This is a genomic window from Streptococcus mitis, assembly GCF_946190375.1.
Classification (GTDB): Bacteria; Bacillota; Bacilli; order Lactobacillales; family Streptococcaceae; genus Streptococcus; species Streptococcus mitis_CJ.
The window spans coordinates 13,670-35,915 of record NZ_CAMIAF010000012.1 but is presented as its reverse complement, the minus strand read 5'-3'; the positions used below and the strand labels follow the sequence as shown (position 1 = coordinate 35,915).

The following is a 22,246-nucleotide window of genomic DNA, read 5'->3' as shown; positions in this document are numbered from 1 at the left end:
TTTTATGCCCGTTACGATTAAAGACGTGGCCAAGGCTGCTGGTGTTTCGCCTTCAACCGTAACCCGTGTTATTCAAAATAAATCAACCATTAGCGACGAAACTAAAAAACGCGTTCGCAAGGCGATGAAGGAGCTCAATTACCACCCCAACCTCAATGCTCGCAGTTTGGTAAGCAGTTATACGCAAGTTATCGGCTTAGTGCTTCCTGATGACTCAGACGCCTTCTATCAAAATCCTTTCTTCCCATCTGTCCTCCGTGGTATCGCTCAAGTTGCTTCTGAAAACCACTACGCTATTCAGATTGCAACAGGTAAAGATGCCAAAGAGCGTCTTAAAGCTATTTCTCAGATGGTCTATGGTAAGCGTGTAGATGGTTTGATTTTCCTCTATGCCCAAGAAGAGGACCCTTTGGTTAAGTTAGTAGCAGACGAGCAATTTCCTTTCCTTATCTTAGGTAAATCTCTATCTCCCTTCATTCCACTTGTCGATAATGACAATGTCCAAGCTGGTTTTGATGCGACAGAGTATTTCATCAAAAAAGGATGCAAGCGAATTGCCTTTATCGGAGGGACTAAGCGACTCTTCGTAACACAAGACCGTCTGACAGGTTACGAGCTAGCTCTAAAACAACACCAACTTCCTCTCGATACTAATCTGACTTACTTTGCTACTGAATTTCTTGAAGATAATGGTTATCGCTTTAGTAGACTTCTCTTCAAACACGATCCAAATATTGATGCTATTATTACCATTGATAGTCTCCTTGCTGCAGGGGTCTGTGATTACATCGCAAAACACCAACTGGATGTCCCTGTCCTCAGCTTCGACTCAGTCAATCCCAAGCTCAACTTGGCAGCCTATGTCGATATCAATAGTTTGGAGCTTGGTCGTGTTTCCTTTGAAACTATTCTCCAGATTATCAGCGATGCTAAAAGCAATAAACAAATTTGTTACCGTCAGTTAATCGCCCACAAAATTATTGAAAAATAAAAACCAGCTCGCGCTGGTTTTTTTATCACTAATTTTCTGTTTCAACGAATCGTCCCAAAATATGAACATTCTCAGATACAGAGACAAAGGCACCTGGATCCACTTGTGTCATAATCTGTTTAAATTCATTAAACTCTGCACGTGTAATGACAGTAATTAAAACTGCCTTTCTCTCGTGATTATAGGTTCCTTCTGCATCGTGGATCATGGTTGCTCCGCGGTGCAATTTTTTATGGATTTTCTCAATTACCTTATCTGGATGATTGGTCACAATCATGGCCTGCATGCGTTTTTGCTTGGTAAAGACCGCATCTGTCACACGGCTAGAGACAAAGATGGTAATCATAGAGTAGAGAGCGTATTTCCAACCAAAGGTCAAACCTGCTATCAGCATGATGGTCCCATTTACCAAGAAAGAAATACTACCGACATTCTTACCTGTTTTCTTGCGAATGGTCAAACTGACGATATCCGTCCCACCACTGGAGATATTGTTGCGAAGAGCAAAACCAATCCCCAAGCCCATAACAACGCCCCCAAAAAGGGCATTGATAATGGGATCCTCCGTCAAGGTTGCCACAGGGACAAACTGGATAAAGAAGGAACTCATGGACACCGTGATAAAGGTAAAGACAGTGAATTTATGACCAATCTGATACCAAGCTAAGACCATCAAAGGGAAGTTAATGGCGTAGAAGGTTAGCGAAATCGGAATATGAAAACCAAACCAGTGATTACTCAAGGCAGAGATAATCTGTGCCAGACCTGTCGCACCACTCGAATACACATGCCCTGGTTGGAAAAAGAAATTGACCGCTACTGCTGATAGAAATCCATAGACCAGAGAGGCCGAAATCTTCTCATCATATTTTTCGCGAGAGATGCTTTGTAAGACACGTAAAATTTTTATCTGATGAGCAAAGCGGCGCAGATAATAGCGCCACCGCTTAATTCGTTTTGCTTGTTTCATCTTCTTCTACTTGTAAGCTGAGTTCCTCTAGTTGTTTAAGAGCGACTGTTGATGGAGCTTGTGTCATTGGGTCAGTTGCCTTGTTGTTCTTAGGAAAGGCAATAACTTCACGGATATTTTCTTCTCCTGCAAGCAACATAACAAATCGGTCAAGTCCGATAGCCAAGCCACCGTGTGGTGGGAAACCATAGTCCATGGCTTCAAGAAGGAAACCAAACTGATCATTAGCTTCTTCAGCTGAGAAACCAAGAGCCTTGAACATGCGTTCTTGAAGGTCTTTTTGGTTGATACGAAGGCTACCACCACCAAGCTCATAACCGTTCAAGACGATATCGTAAGCAATGGCACGAACCTTAGCCAAATCACCTTCTAATTCGTGAGCAGTCTCTTCCTGTGGAAGTGTGAATGGATGGTGGGCGCTCATGTAGCGACCTTCTTCTTCAGACCATTCAAACATTGGCCAGTCAACCACCCAAAGGAAGTTAAATTTATTGTTATCAATCAAGCCAAGCTCTTTGGCAATACGTCCACGAAGGGCACCAAGAGTTGCATTGGCCACTTCAAGCGTATCCGCCACAAAGAGAACCAAGTCCTTATCTTCAAGAGCAAGTGCTGTTGTCAATTCTGCTTGAATGCTAGTCAAGAACTTGGCAACTGGTCCGTTTAATTCTCCATCAACGACCTTGACCCAAGCAAGACCCTTGGCACCATACTGCTTGGCTACTTCAGTCATCTTGTCGATGTCTTTACGTGAATAGTTGTCCGCAGCTCCTTTGACCACAATCGCTTTCACAGCAGGTGCTTCTGAAAAGACTTTGAAGTCTACACCTTTGACCACTGCTGTCAAATCCTGAAGCAACATGTCAAAACGCGTATCAGGTTTATCAGAACCGTAAAGAGCCATAGCGTCATCGTATTTCATACGAGGGAATGGAAGCGTCACTTCGATGCCTTTAGTTTCCTTCATCACGCGCGCAATCAAGCCTTCTGTGATGTCTTGGATTTCTTGCTCAGTAAGGAAGGATGTTTCCAAGTCGACCTGAGTAAACTCCGGCTGGCGGTCTCCGCGCAAGTCCTCATCACGGAAACATTTAACGATTTGGTAATAACGGTCAAAACCAGCATTCATCAAGAGCTGTTTCGTGATTTGTGGACTTTGAGGAAGAGCGTAAAAATGCCCTTTATTGACACGAGATGGCACCAAATAGTCACGCGCACCTTCTGGTGTTGACTTAGAAAGGAATGGTGTCTCCACATCGATAAACTCCAACTCATCCAAATAATTACGGATAGAGTGGGTCACCTTAGCACGAAGTTTAAGATTTTCCAACATTTCTGGACGGCGAAGGTCAAGGTAACGGTAACGCAAACGTGTATCGTCATTGGCCTCAATGCCATCCTTAATCTCAAATGGTGTTGTTTTAGCTGTATTGAGCACTGTCAAAGCTGTTACATTTAACTCAACTGCACCTGTTGACAACTTATCATTGGCTTGTTCACGCGCAACGACTTGTCCAGTCACCTCGATGACAAACTCACTACGAAGGCTTTCAGCTGTTGCCATGACCTCTGCAGATACTTTTTCAGGGTTGATAACCAACTGCATGATCCCTTCACGGTCACGAAGGTCGATAAAGATCAAACCACCAAGGTCACGACGACGGCTAACCCATCCTTTCAAGGTAATTTCTTGTCCGATGTGTTCCTCACGAACACGACCAGCATACATACTACGTTTCATTGTTTCTCTCCTCTTTTATTCTGTTACTATTTTACCATAAAAGCGCAGGCTCTTCATGAAAATCATCAGAAAAGTTTGCCTGTCTTTAAAAATCAAATGAAGGCTCTAAAAATTAGCGCTAATACTCTTCGAAAATCTCTTCAAACCACGTCAACGTCGCCTTGCCGTAAGTATATGTTACTGACTTCGTCAGTTCTATCTCCAACCTCAAAGCTGTGCTTTGAGCAACCTGCGGCTAGTTTCCTAGTTTGCTCTTTGATTTTCATTGAGTATAATACAAAAATCCGATGAACTTCATCGGACTCTCTTATTTTGAATTTTTGCCTGCTTTACGCTTTTCAGCAATTTCGGCTGCCTTTCGAGGCAAGACGATTTCCGTTGTGTAAGCTGTCCCAAAACGCCAGATACCGGCAATAGGGGCAAAGACCACTGCTAAATGGCTATAGAAGAAATCTCCCTTAAAGGCATAAGCTAGCGCTCCAATGATGAAAAATAGAACAACTGCTTGAATCACTGCTAATAAAATTACTCGTTTCATGTGACCTCCTGACTCTATTATAGCATGAGAATCATCAAAAAGCTGACTAAATTATTCAAAGCGTGGAGAGAAATACTGTAGATCAGACCTTTTCGGCTTACATAAGCCAGACCCAAACTCAATCCTAGACTAGCATAAACTAAAAACTGTTGCAAAGTTCCTGGAGAATGAATCAAGGCAAATAGAACACTAGATACCAGAAGAAACAGAACCTGTTTGCTCTTGTCCTGCTTAGGAAAGAGATAACGTGCCAGCATCCCTCTAAAGATAAGTTCTTCCGTCAAAGGAGCAAAGACCACCACCATAAAGAAACCAAATGCAGGCTGTTCCACTGTCAGTTGAGATACGATTTGTTGACTGACCGACGGATCTTCTGGTAAAAAGAACTGGGCTGTAATAGCCACTAGCAAAACCAGAGTAGGCAACCAGATATGACGATTAAAAGCAGTCGTCTGGATGCTAACCTTTTCTGTCTGATACCATCTGTAAATTCCATAAACATAGGCTCCTGACAGGACGACATAAAGTGGTAAAACTCCATATATCGAAGCCCCTAGTCCAAGAGCTGACAGAGCCATACTCTGAACCAGACCATAGCCAAAGAAAAAGGATAGAATGGCTAGAAGAAACCAGCCAATGTTTTTAAGTAGTTTCATATAAATCTCCTATCTTGCTTTATAGCTATTTTTCAATACAAAGAGGTTTGCTATTCCTAACACAAGTACCCAGGCAAGTAACATGCCGATATTAGAAAAAGATATTTCCCCACCTTTTTTATTTAAAAGATTTACAATAGGACCGATGAACGAATAATCCAACACTTTTTGAGCCGTATCATTTTGAAGAGCAATCATAGGTAAAAAAGAGACAATTAACATAGGGAAGATACTATAAACTTGCGCTTTAGATTGAGTATCTGATACCGCACCGATTAGAAGGTTGAGAAAAATAATACAAATCGTTGCTAGGAGCAAATAGATAGCATAGGCAAATAAATAACCAGATACATCTACTTTAAGATAGATGGGAAGTACAATCATAGCAACCAACATTATCAAAATAGGAAGAACGAGCATACTGAAAGTATATTCTGTTGCTGTCACACCACTTAGAATGAGTGATTTAAGATTTCGTTTTTCCTTATCTTCTGCCATCATAATCGATACCATATAACCACTTCCCATGCTCAAGACCATCGTCAAGCTAGCAGATAGTAAAAATAGGCTCAATTGTCCATTCTTATTTGAAAATTCATTATATAGAACAGCAATACCAAAAGGCATCAATAAAGTTGCTAACAAACTTGAATTGCTAATAAGAACTTGTAATCTTAACCATAGTAGGGCATTTAATTTTCTAAACATCTAACTTTTCTCCTGTTAATCTGATAAAGATTTCTTCTAGTGTCGGCTCACAAGAGTGAACCACCATCAAATCTGTCGTGTCTAAATGTGGCAATTCTTCAAATGGAACTATCTGTTCTCGTCCATCGTTATAAACCACATGTACTTTCTTATCCACATGATACTTCTGGATAATATCTTGTGGACTTCCATACTCTATTAAGTTTCCCTTATTTAAAAGAGATAAGCGATCACAAAGCAGAGTTGCTTCATTCATATCATGCGTGGTCAGAAAGATAGTTGTCCCCGCCTGCTTTAATTCTTGAAGTAGGGTATGAATCATCTTAGATGTTGTAGGGTCTAAGCCACTGGTTGGCTCATCTAGAAAGAGAATCTTAGGAGCATTCAGAAGGGCACGAGCCAAGAACATTCGTTGTTTCATTCCTGTAGATAGTTTTTCTGCGATAATATCTCTAGCATCTGCCAATCCAACCTGTTGGAGCACCTGATGTACTCTATCTGCCTTGAGGCCATATAACTTAGCGTAAATGAGCAGATTTTTGTAAAGACTCATCTTTTCATAAAAACCACTGCCATCACTAACAATGCCAATTTGTTCCAAATCATTTGAGGTTAAATCTTGAGAATTCTTGCCTAACAAAACTGTTTTACCTTGATCTGCAGCCAACTGACCTGTCAAGACATTGATCATGGTTGTTTTACCTGAGCCAGAAGGGCCAAGAAAACCAAAGATTTCACCCTCCTTAATTTCAAAAGAAATCTGATGAAGAGCTTTTTTGCTCCCAAAACTTTTGCTTACATTTTCAACACGAATCATAGAAACTCCTTTATTTGAAATAACGTTTCACCATAGGTAACTGCATCACATTAATATAAATATGGATGGCTCCTACAAGCAAGAAGGCTAGTAGCTGAATCTCTCCTGTCAGCAAAGAAAAGAGAGCAATCAGAAAGTAGAGACCTGGCAAGACATAGTTATTTAATTGGAATAAAATCCGAAAACTCTGTTCCAAATTAGCCTTGCGCTCCCCTTCATCGTAAGAATCGAAATGCTCCAAGATATCCTTTGGTGTAGAGAAAAACACCAAACTAATCTGACGAACAATCGCAATAGTCTTAAAAAGATAATTTTGAGCATTGAAAACCAACACTAATCCCAAAAAGGAAAGGGATAAGGTTATATGGCTTATATCGAGTACAATTACTTCACTTCCTGAAATGAAGAGAGCCAATAAAATCGCTACGCTTGCACTATTAAAAGCAATAGTTCCAAACTCGAGATTCCGATACATCTGCACATAATAGGTTTCGTTCAGATCATCATCAATTTCCTCTTGATACAAGGAGTGAAATTTTCTGCTTTTCTTTAGGAAATTGAAAGTCAAAAGAAGACTAATGAAACCTATCAGTAAACAAATACCTGATATCCATGGTATCAAGACTTTCACATCTAACATAATTTCGTGGGATTCAGTACGTGCCTTAAACATCCCTACAAACATGCCCAAGAAACCTCCCAAGACAACAGACATTAAAAATAACAATCCACGTTTCTTATTCTTTTTCATATTCAACCTCTTTCTAAACCAATCCAACTAACCACTGACCAAAGGCTTTACCTGATTCATAAATTGCTGTCAAACCCTCTGTTCCAAGTGATACTAAAATCAAACAAACAGCAAACAAGAGAATAGCTTGGTTTCTTGCTTTTTTCGCCCCTTCTCCTAAAGGATCTCTCCCAAGCCAGCCTGCTAGATAAGCATATAGGATGACTGTTAAAATCCCAAACTCTGTTGACGAAAGAAACAGCAAAATTGCTACTAAACGGATGACGTTAGTCTTGATATTAAAATAATTTCCTAAACCTGCACAGACACCTGCAAGTTCTTTGTTCTCAGTATCTACTTGAAAACCTGCTAAAAACTCTTTCATATTCATTCTCCTTTTTCACTTGCTAGATTTTTTGATTTCTTTTCAATCCATTCAATTACTGGTATGAGGGCAAAATAGGCCCAAACAAATTTGTCACTTTGATAGGGACTAAACCAGCCTAGGTCCATCCCAATCAGTAGAAACACGCTGACTAATAGAGCTATGGCAACTACATAATAGATTACTTTATACTTGTTCATCATCTTTCTCCTTTTTCTTCAACCGATTGAAAATGGACAAGAGGACTAAGTTAATCCAAAACAAATACTTACTTTCAACAAAATAGAACCAACCCAGTAATGTTCCAATCATAGCCAAGGCATTCACAATAAGGGCAAGAACACTCATATAATAAACCACTCTATACATGTTCATCACTCATCCTCCTCCAAGCGAAATACCGATTCGACTGTTTCGTTGAAAATTTGAGATATTTTCAGGGCAATGATAATGGACGGGGTGTACTCATCCCGTTCTAGTAGGCTAATGGTCTGTCTGGAAACCTCTGCTAGCTTAGCTAGTTCGGTTTGATTGAGACCATCGCGAGCTCGAAGCTCTTTTAGACGATTTTTAAGTTGCATGTTACACACCTACTCTCCGTCAAATTCAACTGTCTGGATATCCTCAATGCGTTGTAGTTTGAATTTTTCTTTTCCTTTTTTATTAACACGACGTAGCTTGACCCATTCCTCATCTACATCTACAACTTCCCAGTTATCTGTTCCAAAAACTTGTCCAACGATTGTCGGTGTTTTCCCAATCAATTCTTTTAATAATCTTGACATTTCTTTATTTCCTTTCTGTTTTTGCTCAATTCTTTTGATTTTATTCTCTAATTTCTTGACCCTTTGGGTATGATAGAGATAAAACATAATCACAAGAGGTACAAATCCTAATGCCCACATAATCGTTCCCTGCTCCTTTTCTCTTAACTTGATTATATTGTAACACATCTTTTTCTTTTTGACAATCATATTTGTCAAAAAGTTTATGATTTTTGTCATTTTGCAAAAGAAAAAGGTCAGGAGTAAAATCCTGACCAGTTTATCTACTATTAAAAGCCTAATTTTTCAAAGATTTCTGAGAAGTTTTGGCTGATAGCATCAAGTGATACTTGCACTTCTTCTCGTGTTTGGTTGTTCTTGACCGTCACTTGTCCGCTTTCGACTTCGCTCTCACCTAGAGTGATGAGGGTCTTAGCCGCAAAGACATCGGCTGACTTGAACTGAGCTTTGAGCTTACGGTTGAGGTAATCACGCTCTGCTTTGAAACCTTGTTGGCGAAGAGCCTGTACCAATTCCAAGGCCTTAACATTTGCTCCTTCTCCCAAGACTGCAATATAGACATCTAGGGCATTTTCGATAGGGAGGGCCACACCTTGCTTTTCAAGAATGAGAAGCAGGCGCTCTACACCAAGTCCAAAACCAAAGCCAGCAGTTTCAGGACCACCAAAGTAGGCAACCAAACCATCGTAACGACCACCCGCACAGACGGTCAAGTCATTGCCCTCGATCTCAGTGATAAACTCGAAAATGGTGTGGTTGTAGTAGTCCAGACCACGCACCATATTGGTATCGATGATATAGTCTACCCCAAGATTTTCCAACATCTGACGCACCGCATCAAAATGAGCTTGGCTTTCTTCATCAAGGAAATCCAAGATAGACGGTGCATTCTCCACTGCCACCTTGTCTTCTTTTTCCTTAGAGTCCAAGACACGGAGAGGGTTTTCCTCCAAGCGACGCTGGCTATCCTTAGACAAGGTCTCCTTGAGCGGTGTCAAATAGTCAATCAAGGCTTGACGATAAGCCGCACGGCTCTCAGGATTTCCAAGCGTATTGAGGTGTAGTTTGACACCTTGGATGCCAATTTCTTTCAAGAAATGGGCTGCCATCGCGATGGTTTCCACATCGGTAGCTGGATTGCTAGAGCCAAAACACTCAACACCAATCTGGTGGAACTGGCGCAAACGCCCTGCCTGTGGACGCTCATAACGGAACATAGGTCCCATATAGTAGAACTTACTTGGCTTTTGCACTTCTGGGGCGAAGAGTTTATTTTCCACATAGGAACGGACAACGGGCGCAGTTCCTTCTGGACGGAGGGTAATATGACGGTCACCCTTGTCATAGAAATCGTACATTTCCTTGGTTACGATATCCGTTGTATCTCCGACAGAGCGACTGATAACCTCGTAATGCTCAAAAATAGGCGTGCGCACTTCTGCGTAGTTATAGCGCTTGAAAATCTCACGGGCAAAGCCCTCAACGTACTGCCATTTGGCAGACTCAGCAGGCAAGATATCCTGCGTTCCTTTTGGTTTTTGTAATTTCATAGGGAATCCTCTTTAAACTTAATAGTCTTATTTTACCATAAATAAAAGGATTAAAACAGTAAGAAAAAAATTAGGATTTATACTCAATGAAAATCAAAAAGCAAACTAGGAAGTTAGCCGCAGGTTGCTCAAAACAGTGTTTTGAGGTTGTGGATAGAACTGACGAAGTCAGTAACCATATCTACGGTAAGGCGACACTGACGTGGTTTGAAGAGATTTTCGAAGAGTATTAGATATCATTTTTGAGATTAAGACCTGTCAAAAGAATAGCCAACAAGGAAAGACCAACAAATAGCATCCAAGTCAACTGTATATTCCATACAGCTACAAGTGAAAAACAGGCTGTTCCCACAGGTATGGATAGGGTAAACAATAAACCTAAAAAATTACTGGTACGAGCCAGAACCTCTGGAGCTAGATTTTTCATGAGCATGGCACTAATCTTTGGTGAAACTTTACCAGACACATACAGAGTTAAAAAGAGAAATAGCAAACCAAGCACAACTTGATTAAATACGTTAGCCAGACCAATTAGACTGAGTCCTACAGTAGCCCACATCATCAATCTAGGCAGGGACTGCTTCCCAAAATAATCATTGCCCGTAAGGCTACTGATGATGACTGCTAACAAAGCACAGAATTGACTGATAAATAGTGCCTCTGTGTAAGAAAAATTCAAGAGAGAATGGCTCAAAAAGAAGATATTATAAATTCCACCCAAAGCGCCACCCAAGGCATTGATAAGCAAGACAGCAAAGAGCATAAAACCAAAGTTTTTCTGTCCACCTTTAAGAAAAACGAGACGTAAATTCCGATAAATCGTTAGGAACTGGTCTTTGATAGATAGATTCTCATTTTTAAGTGATTCACCATCAGCAGATGAAATTGACAGGCTTAATTTGCTTTTTCCTAAAAAGAGAATAGAGGCTGATACGAGGAAAAAGCAGGCATTGATTCCCGCAACGAGAGAAAAATTGTTGACCGATAGACCTAAGAGCCAAACTCCAAAAGCTTGACCACCAATAGCTGAAATATAGGTGATAAACTGGGAAAAAGAATAAGCCTCCATCAAATCCTCTTCAGCTACTTTTTCCTTAATAAGAGGCATGCGCAAACCACCAGCAAAATCACTGATGACATCACTAATGACATTGGTTAAACACAGGCTAGAAAAGGCAAAGAGACTAGCTTGCTGAACAACTAGGGCTGCCAGAAAAAATAAAACCGCCTGAAACAAACCGCTATAGACCATCCATTTGACCTTGTTCCTCGTGTAATCTGCCCGAATCCCTACAAAAACTGTAAAGAGAGTCGGAAGAATCATGACAATATTCGCCATAGCAACAGCAAAAGAGGCTTGTGGCAAGGTCGATGCATAGACGATAAATACCAGGTTGAAAATCGAAGCACCAAAAGCATTGAAGAAGCGTGACAAAGTCAAGAGACGATAAGCTTGATTTCTGAACAATACTTTCATAGATAATCTCCCTTCTTGTTCGAAGTTTTATGTGAAGTATGACTATAGTATAGCACTTAGAAATTCTAGAGAAAAACTTTTGAATATATGCAACAAATGAAATGAGCAAAAAGAAACGATAGAATTTCTCCAGTGACACGAGAGAGCCCAACAGTTCTATCGCTTCAAATTTCAAATAATTTTCTTAGTTTGCAGATATTCAAGAATCGGGAGTTTTTCTATAGTAATTGGCAGATTTGTTGCAACCAAGCATCTCAAAAATACGGACAGCATCCTCCATCTTTTTCTGACCTTCCTTGACTCTGCCTTGCTTGCTATCAAGGAGACCTTCCGCCCACAAATAGACAATTCGGAAATAGGTTTCATTTTCATTGTAGAAATGCTCTTTGATAACACGTTTAAAATAAGAGGCATTGGTAAATTCTTCACACTCAATGCTGGCTAAAAAGTCATTCAATAGTATAGTGTGAAACAGGTTTCGATTGCCAGACACTTCCATTAGAAAATCAGATTTACGTACCATCTCTCTAACATACCTAGTGAAAAGAGAAACAGATAAGAATGGTGAACTGACTGAAAATAAATTGAGTTCATAGATTCCCCAAATCTCGGTAGAAAACAGGTAATCATGAAGGACTTTTACTTCCTCTGCCGTTAACTCTACCCTTTCATCCATACTCTTCATATAAGACTTGATAATAATGGCATTTAGAATATGTTTCTGTTTGTTTTGAGAATGGGCATGCTTTTGATACTCCCTGCGATACAAGTCCTCAAGCAGAGCTATATTCTTTGGATCCAAGACATCTATGATTTCTTTTCTCAACTCAGAATCTGTATCATACTGAAAACCTCTCGCCAGAAAGAGGATTTCCTCCACACTGGCAGATATATTTTCTAGGGCAAATAGAAACTTTTCTACCGAAAGTTCACTCTGACCTGTTTCAAAGCGGGATAACATAGACGGCGAAAATTGTCCCCCAGTTGCTTGTCTCAGCGAGATATTTCTTGACTCTCGTAATTGTCTAAAGACTTTTCCAATCTGCTCCATAGGCTTCCCCTTGATTCCGTATTTTCTTCATTTTATCATATTTTTCAGAAAATTCATCAAAAACTTGCCAAATTGTCAGAATTATGAGAAAATAGAGGATATTTATCACGTGGAGGGACTGTAATGAGAGACGATATCAAAATCAATGACCGTGCTTTGGCCATACAAGACCAAATTATCGAAAAACTAGAGAAGGTTTTTGATACAGATGTGGAATTGGATGTTTACAATCTAGGACTTATCTATGAAATCAATCTGGACGAAACGGGTCTCTGTAAGATTGTCATGACCTTCACAGATACTGCCTGTGATTGCGCCGAAAGCCTGCCTATCGAAATTGTTGCAGGTCTGAAACAAATTGAGGGTATCGAAGATGTCAAAGTTGAAGTTACCTGGTCGCCTGCTTGGAAAATCACACGAATCAGTCGCTACGGCCGCATTGCCCTTGGACTGCCACCTCGTTAAGCAGGAAGATCACTTTTGAAGATGAAAAAAAGCAAGCCGAGATTGGCTTGCTTTTTAAGTTTATTTTTTACCTGACTTGTCCATATTCCAGAAGTCTGTCACAGCTCCGCGTGAAGCAGATGATACGATGTGGGCATATTTACCGAGGACACCACGGCTGTAAAGTGGTGGCAAGGTTGTTTCTGCCTTGCGTTTTTCAAGTTCTTCTTCGGATACGGCCATGGAAATTTCTTTGGTATCTTGGTCAACCGTAACGATATCGCCTGTACGGAGATAGGCAATTGGTCCACCATCCTGAGCTTCAGGAGCGATATGCCCAACAACTAGACCATAAGTACCACCAGAGAAACGTCCGTCTGTCAAGAGGGCAACCTTGTCTCCTTGACCTTTACCAACAATCATTGATGAAAGTGACAGCATCTCAGGCATACCAGGACCACCTTTAGGTCCAACGAAACGAACAACGACTACATCGCCATCAACGATTTCATCTGTCAGAACGGCCTGGATAGCATCTTCTTCTGAGTCAAAGACCTTAGCTGGACCAACGTGACGACGCACTTTAACACCTGATACTTTAGCAACCGCACCATCAGGGGCAAGGTTCCCGTTCAAGATGATAAGCGGACCATCCGCACGTTTAGGATTTTCAAGCGGCATAATGACTTTTTGACCTGGTGTGAGGTCTGCAAAGTCAGCTAAGTTCTCAGCAACTGTCTTACCAGTACATGTGATGCGGTCACCATGAAGGAAACCATTTGCCAAGAGATATCTCATAACCGCAGGCACACCACCGACTTCGTAGAGGTCTTGGAAGACATACTGACCAGATGGTTTCAAGTCGGCCAAGTGAGGCACACGTTCTTGGATTGTATTGAAGTCCTCAAGTGACAAATCAACATTAGCCGCATGGGCAATGGCAAGCAAGTGAAGAGTGGCATTTGTAGAACCACCAAGAGCCATAGTTACAGTGATGGCATCTTCAAAGGCTTCACGAGTCAAGATATCTGATGGTTTGAGACCAAGCTCCAGCATCTTAACAACAGCACGTCCTGCTGCTTCGATGTCTTCTTTCTTGTCAGCTGATTCAGCTGGGTGAGATGAAGACCCTGGCAAACTCATACCGAGAACTTCGATAGCGGTCGCCATGGTATTAGCTGTGTACATACCACCACAGCCACCAGGGCCAGGGCAGGCATTACATTCAAGACGCTTCACGTCCTCAGCTGTCATGTCACCGTGGTTCCATTTTCCGATACCCTCAAAAACAGAAACCAAGTCAATGTCTTTGCCATCAAGATTTCCCGGTGCAATAGTCCCACCATAGGCGAAAATAGCTGGAATATCCATATTGGCAATGGCAATCATAGAACCAGGCATGTTCTTGTCACAGCCACCGATAGCGACGAAGGCATCAACGTTGTGACCACCCATAGCCGCTTCGATAGAGTCCGCAATGATATCACGAGATGTTAGAGAGAAACGCATACCAGGCGTTCCCATAGCAATCCCGTCCGCTACGGTAATGGTACCAAACTGTACAGGCCAAGCACCTGCCGATTTGACACCTTCTTTCGCTAATTTTCCAAAATCATGCAAGTGGATGTTACATGGCGTATTTTCCGCCCAAGTTGAAATCACTCCCACAATCGGTGTTTCAAAGTCCTTATCTGTCATACCAGTCGCACGAAGCATGGCACGGTTTGGTGATTTAACCATGCTGTCATAAATGCTACTGCGGTGACGTTTATCTAATTCAGTCATTTGTTCCCTCCCATTTCAGTTTTTACTATTATAGCACATTTTAAAAGCAATGAACAGAAGAAAATTCTTGAATTTTCAGAAAATTCTATATACATATGAAATATTTAAAATTAAAAACAACAAAGCGGATTAGTGCACTTTCTGATGACCAGAATATGCTTTTTAATCCGCTTGCTTTAAATAACATAATGTAATTTTTACAGAAATTCTTTCAGATAAGTGTATTTAACATCTATCTTGCATTATAAAACTCTAGAACTTTCTCTTTTATATTCGATTCACTCAAACCGTACTCATTAAGAAGATAATCCATTTTCCCTACTTGACCAAATCTTTCTTGAACACCCATCCGATGAATTTTTGTTATTCCATCATCAGAGAATAATTCACATAAAGCACTGCCAATTCCACCTATCTGATTGTGGTTTTCTACAGTAAATATAGTTTTTCCACTTAACATTGTTTTTATCTGTTCTGGTATCGGTTTAATTCTAAATAAATCTATCACACCTACTGAATAACCTAATTTAGACAGTTCATCCGCAACTCGAATACTTGGAGCAACCATTATGCCAGAAGCAACTATTACAACATCTTCACCGTGTCTTAACTCAATGTAGCCTTTAGAAAAATCTTCTCCACCTTGATATACAGCCTCTGGAGCCTTTCTAATTGTTCGAATATATTTTAGTCCTTTTAAGTCTAATGTCTGGTTCAAGATTTCACGAAATTGGATATCATCAGTTGCTTCAAAAATGATCGATTTAGGAATTAAACGTAACAATCCAATTTCTTCAAATGGCATATGTGTTCCACCATTCATCTCTGCCGTTACTCCTGCATCTGAGCCAATCACAGTGGCATCCAATTGTGCGTACCCAAGAGAAATAAATAATTGATCAAATACTCTTCGTGAAGCAAAAGGGCCAAATGTATGAAGATAAGGTCTAAACCCCTGAATAGATAAACCTGCTGCAAGCCCGACCATTTCTGCTTCCATTATTCCAACATTCACATAACGGTCTCCAAAGTCCTTTTCAAGATTATTAGTAGCCATAGAACTTGACAAGTCTGCTTCTAAAACTACTATATCAGAATAACTTTGGTTAGCCTCTAGAAGGAAATCTCTATACACATGTCGTAATTCTTTCGTACTTCTCATCATTCTGTTTCCTCCAATTCCTGACTTAATCTTTCTACAACTGAAGTTAACATTTGTCTCTCCTCTACAGTAGGGCGAAGATGATGATTGGATTTCATTTCTTCCAGCTCTTGAACCCCCTGACCTTTAATAGTATCTAATACAATACACTTAGGTGATGAATTATTTGACTGTTTTAATTGAACAATCCCTTCATAAATTTCTCTAATATCTGAACCATTGACCCTAATGGATTCAAATCCAAATGCTGAGAATTTTTCTACAAAATCTCCTGGATTACAAATATCCTTTGTAAAACCATCTAATTGTTTTTTGTTATCGTCTACAAATACAATTAAATTAGATAACTGTTGATGAGAAGCAAACTGTATAGCCTCCCAACATTGTCCCTCATTTAACTCACCATCTCCAACAATGGCATATGTATAAAAGGGACTTTTTCTTATTCTCTGACCATATGCAAGTCCGGTTGCGACACTAATTCCTTGTCCTAGAGAGCCAGTTGTCATATCTATGCCCGGCGTTAGATTTCTATCAGGATGAGACGGTAATTTGGTTCCATTTGTATTTAAAGAATATAATAATTCTTTGTCAAAGAAACCATTCAAATAGAGTGTGCTGTACAAAGCTGGTCCAGCATGTCCCTTGGATAAAACAAAATAATCTCTATCTCGTGATGCAAATATTTCTGGAGTCATCGGCATTATTTCACCATAAAGCACCGCTAAAACTTCTACTATAGACAGACTCCCTCCATAATGGCCAAATCCAAGATGATTCAATGTTCTAAGAGTATTTAATCGGATTTTTGTTGCAAATTTTCTTAACTCATCTTCTCTATTTTCACTTAAAATCATCCCTTATTCCTCCTTTGCAGATGGCTTTTTAATAAAGGATACTCCAAACATAACTGCTAGAATAAGAACAAGACCAATAATAATGCCTGCTTGTGAGCCAAATTGATTCAACATTCCTAAAATAATTCCTGATAGACCAAAATCTGCATCTGAGAAAGTTGATCCTTGGAAACCAAGTCCTCCCAAAACTGGCATTAAAAAGACTGGAAGAAAACTAATTAAAATACCTTGTAAAAATGCTCCAATAGTGGCTCCTCGAACACCACCAGATGCATTCCCAATGACACCTGCAGTCGCTCCACAGAAGAAATGAGGCACAACGCCTGGTAAGATGACAACCGTTCCTGAAGCAATCATAATTGCCATACTTACTAAACCACCAACAAAACTAGAGATAAATCCAATTAGAACTGCATTGGGTGCATAAGTATAAACAATCGGACAATCCAAAGCAGGTTTTGAATTAGGTACAAGACGCTCTGAAATACCTTTAAAGGCTGGAACAATTTCACCCAAAATAAGGCGAACACCTGCTAAAATAACAAATACCCCTGCTGCAAATTGACCTGCTAATTGTAAAGCATAAACTAGACCACTTGTACCACTACTGATTTCTTTTTCTATATATTCTGACCCTGCAAAGATAGCTACAATAATGTAAATAACTGCCATGGATAAAGTAATACTAACAGTACTATCACGTAAAAAAGCTAAACTCTTTGGAAATTTAATGTCCTCTGTTGATTTTGATTTATCACCGATAAGGCTACCAGTAAAACCACTCAACCAATATCCCAAAGAACTGAAATGACCTAAAGCCACCTTGTCATTTCCAGTTAATTGAACCATATATTTTTGCACAAATGCTGGGGAAATACTCATAATAATACCGAGTGCTAATCCTCCTAGTAAGATAAGAGGCAAACTTGTAAAGCCAGCAACTGATAAAATGACCGCAATCATACACGCCATATATAGAGTGTGGTGTCCTGTTAAAAAGATATATTTGAATCGAGTAAAACGAGCAATTAAGATATTGAATACCATACCTGCAAACATAATCATTGCAGTAGCTGAGCCATATGTTGTTAAAGCTACAGCTACAATTGCTTCATTATTTGGTACAACTCCAGATAAATGAAAAGCATGTTCAAACATGGTACCAAATGGATTCAAAGAATTTTGTACAATTCCTGCACCACCAGATACAACTAAGAAACCAACAAAAGTCTTAATTCCACCTTTAATAATATCAGGTAATTTCTTCTTCTGAAGAACTAATCCTAAGATTGCAATTAAAGCTACTAAAATAGCTGGTGTACTAACAATATCCAATATGAACTTCATCATGACTCTAGCCTCCTATATAAGTTCTTTTTCTTCACAAATTTTAGTAATTAATTCTCGTAGCTCGTCCATATCAATAATACTATTTAAGATACGAACATCTCCAAGATGACTAGCTGAATCAGCTAAATCACGACCAACAATCCAAATATCGGCTGCATTTGGATCTGCTCCACCTAAATCATAATGTTCAACTTCTACATCTGAAACATTCAAATCACTCAATACAGATTCAATATTCATCTGTACCATAAAACTTGAACCTAATCCTGAACCACAAGCTGTACCAATTCTTAACATTATCTAATCCTCCTGTTTAATTATCATTTCAATGTCATCATAGTTTTTTGATGATATTAAAGTTTGAACATGATTTTTATCTCTTAAAATTGTTGTTAAATGTGACAAAGCCTTTAAATGACTCTCATTATCAATGGCTGCAATACAAATCAACAATCTTACCTCTTGTTCTGGATTATCCAATAAATAAATCGGTTCTTCCAAAACTAACATTGACATTCCTATTTCATTCACACCTTCATCTGGTCGAGCGTGAGGAATTGCTACTCCCTTCCCTAAATTAATAAAAGGCCCAAACTCTTCTACTTTTTGAATCATTGCCTCAGGGTAGTTCTCAGTTATCTTATCTTGATCCAAAAGCGGTTTAGCTGCTAAACGAATTGCCTCCTTCCATCCTAATTTTTTCGAACTAACCTGATAAGTTTCTTTTGTAATTAATTCTTCTAACAATGGTAACACTTCCTTTCTGTTCATTTCTTGATAGAGATACCTCTTTAATGCTAATTTTAACTCTAATTCTTGTGTGATTATACTATATCGTCTTACTATGCTAATTATCTGATTAAGCTCAATATCTCGATAACCTGTATCTGGGAAATCTTTTGATACCAATTCAACTAACTGCGTTGTTTGTTCTTCCGTCATCATAACAGAAACTAGATAATTTGGCTTCTCTGTTTCCACCTTTATAGTAGAAAAAACCATATCATAGTCACTACTAGTTTTCGCCTGTAAATCATCAATCTTTGAGGTTCCTATAAACTCAATTTGAGGAAATAATGCTAATAGATTCTCTTTTAACATCAATGAAGAACTAATCCCATTAGGACAGATAATTGCTGCTTTATAACATTTTTGAGGCAAAGTATCTGCTTTCTTTAAATAACCTCCAAAATGGATAACAAAATATGCTGTTTCACTATCAGGTATGGGCTTGTCAATAGCGTCCATCAAGGGAGTCAAAGAATCTTTTACTAGTTCAAATAAATCAGGATAATGTTCTTTAACATGCAACACATATTCATTTGAACTAGGTAAGCCGAACTTTAATCTATAGTAAGCAGGTATAAGGTGGCGGCGAAGATTTTCTCTCAATACTTCCCTTTGTTTAAAATGTAACAAAGAAATATCTTCCATTCTACTTATAATAGCCTCTGTTAATTGATTAAAATAAACCGGAGCAACATCTACTTCACCTTCAAAGCAACTTGATAATAAAACTGTGATATAGCGATAATCATCCTCTGAAAACACCGTATCTATAATTCCCAAATCAACTACTGTATCCAATAAAATAGTCGTTATATCTTGAATAATAGGAGATACTAATGTCTCTGAAAGATATACTCTTTCAACATCTCTTTGATACCTACATATAATGAATACTAACCCAAAAAGACAAACTTTTAATTGATTAACAATAGGTACTATCTGTAGCTTTTCATAATAATCTTTAACCACCTGATCAATCAAATCATAAGTTAATGAATACCCCCAACTGGATAAAACATAATCCAAACCCCAAATCCCTATGGAGGATTCCAGCAGCTCACTAACCATTTGAAAAGCTAAACGATGCTTATTCCACTCTGAACCGTGTAAAGTATAACCTTTTGCTCTACTGTACCCTAGCTCCAAATCATTATCTAACATAATCTTTCTTAATGATTGAATATCAGATAAGGTTGTATTCTTACTTACTTTCAAAAAGTCTTGGTAATGATTATTCGATATAAAATCTAATCGGCAAAAAGTGTAAAGATAGATTAATGCTAAGCGAGTCGACTTTGGTAAAACCAATTCATCCGACTTAATAATATCTGTCAAAGACTGCTTCGTACGATTTGATAAACTATAGCGACCTTGTTTTTTATCCAGCACTATCCCTTTATTAGCTAGATAAGGCACTAAATAATCTATTCCTTCTTTGACTTCCTTTATAGGTAAGCTCACCTTAACAGATAATTCATATAATGATAGCTCACAATGATCCATCAAAGTCATCAAAATAACTAGTGCTCTATAATCAAACATTTCTCTTCCTTTCTAACTACAATTATAGTGTAAAAGTTATAAGAATAAAAGAGTATTTCAGCACAATATAATCTCACCTCCTACAAGTAATTATTGGGCTGAAACTTTTTAGTAATTATTTTTCAACTTTCTATTGACTTTTAAAAACAAAGTGATATCATTTAGATATCAAATAACAGGAGGTCATTCTTATGACTGAAAAACTCATCAATTCAAAACCAAATGGTGTATTCGCATTGATTCTCATTGAGTTGACACTCGTACTTGGTGTCTTTATATTTATAATGGGGGCTGGTTCGGAAAACATTTTTGGAATTATTATCGGACTTTTACTAAGCCTAATTGCAGTCCTAGCTCATGCTGGTTTAAAAGTTGTCAAACCTCAGGAAGCTCTGGTTTTGACTCTTTTTGGTAACTATACAGGTACCATCAAAGAACCTGGTTTTTACTTTGTCAATCCCTTCAGCGTAGCAGTTAACCCTGCAAACCACACTCGACTTGGACAAAGTGGTGACGTTAGCACGAAATCTCCTTTTTCAGGGATGAAATCATCAAATGGCAATGATGTAAACCTTGAAATTGGCAAGAAACAGATTTCCCTCAAGGTTATGACCTTAAGTAATTCCCGTCAAAAAATCAATGATTGTCTAGGAAATCCTGTAGAAATCGGTATCGCGGTAACTTGGAGAGTTGTCGATACAGCCAAAGCAGTCTTCAATGTTGATAACTACAAAGAATATCTTTCATTGCAATGTGATAGCGCCCTGCGTAATATTGTCCGCATCTATCCTTACGATGTGTCTCCTAATGTAGATACTACAGGTGACGGGCAAGCAGATGAAGGTAGTCTTCGTGGCTCTAGTGAAATTGTAGCTAACCGTATTCGTGAGGAAATTCAAAGTCGTGTTGAGGATGCTGGCTTGGAAATCCTTGAAGCACGTATTACTTACCTAGCTTACGCTCCAGAAATTGCTGCTGTCATGCTTCAACGTCAACAAGCATCTGCCATTATTGATGCCCGTAAGATGATTGTAGACGGCGCTGTGGGTATGGTTGAAATGGCACTAGAACGTCTCAATGAAGGGGAATTGGTAGAACTTGACGAAGAACGAAAAGCTGCCATGGTTTCAAATCTCCTAGTCGTCCTCTGCGGCAATCATGATGCACAACCAATTGTCAACACAGGAAGTCTTTACTAAAGATGGCTGAAGCTAAAAAAAAGCAGATCCCCCTTCGACTCTCAACAAAGTTATACGCTGCACTCGCATCATGGGCAGAAGACGACTTTCGTTCAGTCAATGGGCAAATCGAATATCTCCTCACAGAATGTGTCAAGCAACGGAAGAAAGACGGAAAATACGTGTCAGAAACCATTGACGAACCATTTGAGATTGATATTTAACACCTTCTCCTGTCTGCTGGGTCGGACAGGAGAATTTTTTCATCTTTTTTTGTCAAGTAACTTTACTTTACAAAAAAAATGTGTTATCCTAGTATGGTTGATGAAAATCAGTAGATTGAATCGAATATAAATACCTAAAGGAGAAATCAAAATGGCAGTACCTGCACGTCGCACTTCAAAAGCGAAGAAAAACAAACGTCGTACACACTACAAAGTAACAGCTCCATCTGTAAACTTTGACGAAACTACTGGGGATTACTCACGTTCTCACCGTGTATCACTTAAAGGATACTACAAAGGACGTAAAATCGCTAAAGCTGCATCAGCTGAATAATAGGAGGGAGATACCATGCGCGTAAATATTACACTTGAACACAAAGAATCTGGTGAACGCTTGTACCTTACTTCTAAAAACAAACGTAACACTCCAGACCGTCTTCAATTGAAGAAATACTCACCAAAACTTCGCAAACACGTTGTGTTTACAGAAGTGAAGTAATTTAACACAGTAAAAGC

At 39.1% G+C, this 22,246-nt stretch carries 28 protein-coding genes; 7 read left to right on the top strand and 21 right to left on the bottom strand.

Translation table 11 applies throughout. The annotated features are described in order from the left end of the window. Nucleotides 1-4: 4 nt before the first annotated feature. Nucleotides 5-991, top strand: a complete 987-nt coding sequence (locus N8M09_RS06850) for a LacI family DNA-binding transcriptional regulator (RefSeq protein ID WP_112444810.1) — start codon at nt 5-7, stop codon at nt 989-991. Between the two features lie 28 nt (nt 992-1,019). On the opposite strand, the gene N8M09_RS06845 is transcribed toward N8M09_RS06850, so the two are convergent. The 13 genes from N8M09_RS06845 to hisS form a co-directional block, all read right to left on the bottom strand. After that, a complete protein-coding gene (locus tag N8M09_RS06845) occupies nt 1,020-1,961 on the bottom strand; it encodes a YitT family protein (RefSeq protein WP_049524721.1) in 942 nt (313 codons plus the stop codon). After that, nucleotides 1,939-3,702: an aspartate--tRNA ligase gene (gene aspS, locus N8M09_RS06840; RefSeq protein ID WP_261064667.1), complete on the bottom strand. Its 1,764-nt coding sequence runs from the start codon at nt 3,700-3,702 to the stop codon at nt 1,939-1,941. Before aspS ends, N8M09_RS06845 begins: the two co-directional genes overlap by 23 nt. Before the next feature lie 307 nt (nt 3,703-4,009). Next, a complete protein-coding gene (locus N8M09_RS06835) occupies nt 4,010-4,240 on the bottom strand; it encodes a hypothetical protein (RefSeq protein ID WP_033682917.1) in 231 nt (76 codons plus the stop codon). A 17-nt stretch (nt 4,241-4,257) separates the two neighbouring features. Beyond that, nucleotides 4,258-4,896 (bottom strand): CPBP family intramembrane glutamic endopeptidase, encoded by a 639-nt coding sequence (locus N8M09_RS06830; RefSeq protein WP_261064666.1) that lies wholly within the window; start codon nt 4,894-4,896, stop codon nt 4,258-4,260. 9 nt (nt 4,897-4,905) lie between these two features. Continuing rightward, nucleotides 4,906-5,604: an ABC transporter permease gene (locus N8M09_RS06825; RefSeq protein WP_261064665.1), complete on the bottom strand. Its 699-nt coding sequence runs from the start codon at nt 5,602-5,604 to the stop codon at nt 4,906-4,908. Beyond that, on the bottom strand, nt 5,597-6,421 hold the full coding sequence (locus N8M09_RS06820) for an ABC transporter ATP-binding protein (RefSeq protein ID WP_261064664.1): 825 nt from the start codon (nt 6,419-6,421) through the stop codon (nt 5,597-5,599). The genes N8M09_RS06825 and N8M09_RS06820 overlap by 8 nt, the downstream gene beginning before the upstream one ends. Before the next feature lie 10 nt (nt 6,422-6,431). Further along, nucleotides 6,432-7,172, bottom strand: a complete 741-nt coding sequence (locus N8M09_RS06815) for a DUF3169 family protein (protein ID WP_261064663.1) — start codon at nt 7,170-7,172, stop codon at nt 6,432-6,434. Nucleotides 7,173-7,185: 13 nt separating this feature from the next. Further along, nucleotides 7,186-7,536: a PspC domain-containing protein gene (locus N8M09_RS06810; protein ID WP_049524716.1), complete on the bottom strand. Its 351-nt coding sequence runs from the start codon at nt 7,534-7,536 to the stop codon at nt 7,186-7,188. A 2-nt stretch (nt 7,537-7,538) separates the two neighbouring features. Further along, nucleotides 7,539-7,736: a hypothetical protein gene (locus tag N8M09_RS06805; RefSeq protein WP_049524715.1), complete on the bottom strand. Its 198-nt coding sequence runs from the start codon at nt 7,734-7,736 to the stop codon at nt 7,539-7,541. Continuing rightward, on the bottom strand, nt 7,723-7,911 hold the full coding sequence (locus N8M09_RS06800) for a hypothetical protein (protein WP_023944022.1): 189 nt from the start codon (nt 7,909-7,911) through the stop codon (nt 7,723-7,725). The genes N8M09_RS06805 and N8M09_RS06800 overlap by 14 nt, the downstream gene beginning before the upstream one ends. Further along, nucleotides 7,911-8,117 carry a helix-turn-helix transcriptional regulator gene (locus tag N8M09_RS06795; RefSeq protein WP_020900531.1) on the bottom strand — a complete coding sequence of 69 codons (207 nt, stop codon included), beginning with the start codon at nt 8,115-8,117 and terminating at the stop codon, nt 7,911-7,913. The genes N8M09_RS06800 and N8M09_RS06795 overlap by 1 nt, the downstream gene beginning before the upstream one ends. Before the next feature lie 9 nt (nt 8,118-8,126). After that, nucleotides 8,127-8,591, bottom strand: a complete 465-nt coding sequence (locus tag N8M09_RS06790) for a hypothetical protein (RefSeq protein ID WP_261064687.1) — start codon at nt 8,589-8,591, stop codon at nt 8,127-8,129. After that, nucleotides 8,591-9,871 carry a histidine--tRNA ligase gene (hisS, locus tag N8M09_RS06785; RefSeq protein WP_070479542.1) on the bottom strand — a complete coding sequence of 427 codons (1,281 nt, stop codon included), beginning with the start codon at nt 9,869-9,871 and terminating at the stop codon, nt 8,591-8,593. The genes N8M09_RS06790 and hisS overlap by 1 nt, the downstream gene beginning before the upstream one ends. 86 nt (nt 9,872-9,957) lie before the next feature. On the opposite strand from hisS, the gene N8M09_RS06780 reads away from it, so the two are divergent. Further along, nucleotides 9,958-10,104 (top strand): hypothetical protein, encoded by a 147-nt coding sequence (locus N8M09_RS06780; protein ID WP_000694304.1) that lies wholly within the window; start codon nt 9,958-9,960, stop codon nt 10,102-10,104. On the opposite strand, the gene N8M09_RS06775 is transcribed toward N8M09_RS06780, so the two are convergent. Both N8M09_RS06775 and N8M09_RS06770 read right to left on the bottom strand, forming a co-directional pair. Continuing rightward, nucleotides 10,101-11,348 carry an MFS transporter gene (locus N8M09_RS06775; protein WP_261064662.1) on the bottom strand — a complete coding sequence of 416 codons (1,248 nt, stop codon included), beginning with the start codon at nt 11,346-11,348 and terminating at the stop codon, nt 10,101-10,103. The two genes, N8M09_RS06780 and N8M09_RS06775, sit on opposite strands and share 4 nt — an antisense overlap. Before the next feature lie 199 nt (nt 11,349-11,547). Next, nucleotides 11,548-12,399: a helix-turn-helix domain-containing protein gene (locus N8M09_RS06770; protein ID WP_261064661.1), complete on the bottom strand. Its 852-nt coding sequence runs from the start codon at nt 12,397-12,399 to the stop codon at nt 11,548-11,550. 123 nt (nt 12,400-12,522) lie between these two features. On the opposite strand from N8M09_RS06770, the gene N8M09_RS06765 reads away from it, so the two are divergent. Beyond that, entirely contained in the window at nt 12,523-12,864 is a 342-nt protein-coding gene (locus tag N8M09_RS06765) for a metal-sulfur cluster assembly factor (protein WP_023944033.1), read from the top strand. Between the two features lie 60 nt (nt 12,865-12,924). Here the strand turns inward: N8M09_RS06765 and ilvD are convergent, their stop codons facing one another. From ilvD to N8M09_RS06735, 6 genes are all read right to left on the bottom strand, one after another. Then, nucleotides 12,925-14,628, bottom strand: a complete 1,704-nt coding sequence (gene ilvD, locus N8M09_RS06760; RefSeq protein WP_000137346.1) for a dihydroxy-acid dehydratase — start codon at nt 14,626-14,628, stop codon at nt 12,925-12,927. 232 nt (nt 14,629-14,860) lie between these two features. Next, the gene (locus N8M09_RS06755; protein ID WP_112444836.1) at nt 14,861-15,793 is read right to left on the bottom strand and encodes a transketolase family protein; all 933 of its coding nucleotides are present in this window, start codon (nt 15,791-15,793) and stop codon (nt 14,861-14,863) included. Next, nucleotides 15,790-16,647, bottom strand: coding sequence for a transketolase (locus N8M09_RS06750; protein ID WP_261063955.1), 858 nt, complete (start codon nt 16,645-16,647; stop codon nt 15,790-15,792). Before N8M09_RS06750 ends, N8M09_RS06755 begins: the two co-directional genes overlap by 4 nt. A 3-nt stretch (nt 16,648-16,650) precedes the next feature. After that, nucleotides 16,651-17,997, bottom strand: a complete 1,347-nt coding sequence (locus tag N8M09_RS06745; RefSeq protein WP_261064660.1) for a PTS ascorbate transporter subunit IIC — start codon at nt 17,995-17,997, stop codon at nt 16,651-16,653. Nucleotides 17,998-18,009: 12 nt separating this feature from the next. Next, nucleotides 18,010-18,294, bottom strand: coding sequence for a PTS sugar transporter subunit IIB (locus N8M09_RS06740; RefSeq protein ID WP_261064659.1), 285 nt, complete (start codon nt 18,292-18,294; stop codon nt 18,010-18,012). 3 nt (nt 18,295-18,297) lie between these two features. After that, nucleotides 18,298-20,328 (bottom strand): BglG family transcription antiterminator, encoded by a 2,031-nt coding sequence (locus tag N8M09_RS06735; protein ID WP_261064658.1) that lies wholly within the window; start codon nt 20,326-20,328, stop codon nt 18,298-18,300. A 191-nt stretch (nt 20,329-20,519) separates the two neighbouring features. On the opposite strand from N8M09_RS06735, the gene N8M09_RS06730 reads away from it, so the two are divergent. From N8M09_RS06730 to rpmG, 4 genes are all read left to right on the top strand, one after another. Further along, nucleotides 20,520-21,527: an SPFH domain-containing protein gene (locus N8M09_RS06730; protein ID WP_261064657.1), complete on the top strand. Its 1,008-nt coding sequence runs from the start codon at nt 20,520-20,522 to the stop codon at nt 21,525-21,527. A gap of 2 nt (nt 21,528-21,529) precedes the next feature. Continuing rightward, entirely contained in the window at nt 21,530-21,730 is a 201-nt protein-coding gene (locus tag N8M09_RS06725) for a type II toxin-antitoxin system antitoxin (RefSeq protein ID WP_000796544.1), read from the top strand. A gap of 151 nt (nt 21,731-21,881) precedes the next feature. Beyond that, the gene (gene rpmF, locus N8M09_RS06720; RefSeq protein WP_000290417.1) at nt 21,882-22,064 is read left to right on the top strand and encodes a 50S ribosomal protein L32; all 183 of its coding nucleotides are present in this window, start codon (nt 21,882-21,884) and stop codon (nt 22,062-22,064) included. Nucleotides 22,065-22,079: 15 nt separating this feature from the next. Next, nucleotides 22,080-22,229, top strand: coding sequence for a 50S ribosomal protein L33 (rpmG, locus tag N8M09_RS06715; protein WP_001265622.1), 150 nt, complete (start codon nt 22,080-22,082; stop codon nt 22,227-22,229). Nucleotides 22,230-22,246 lie beyond the last annotated feature (17 nt).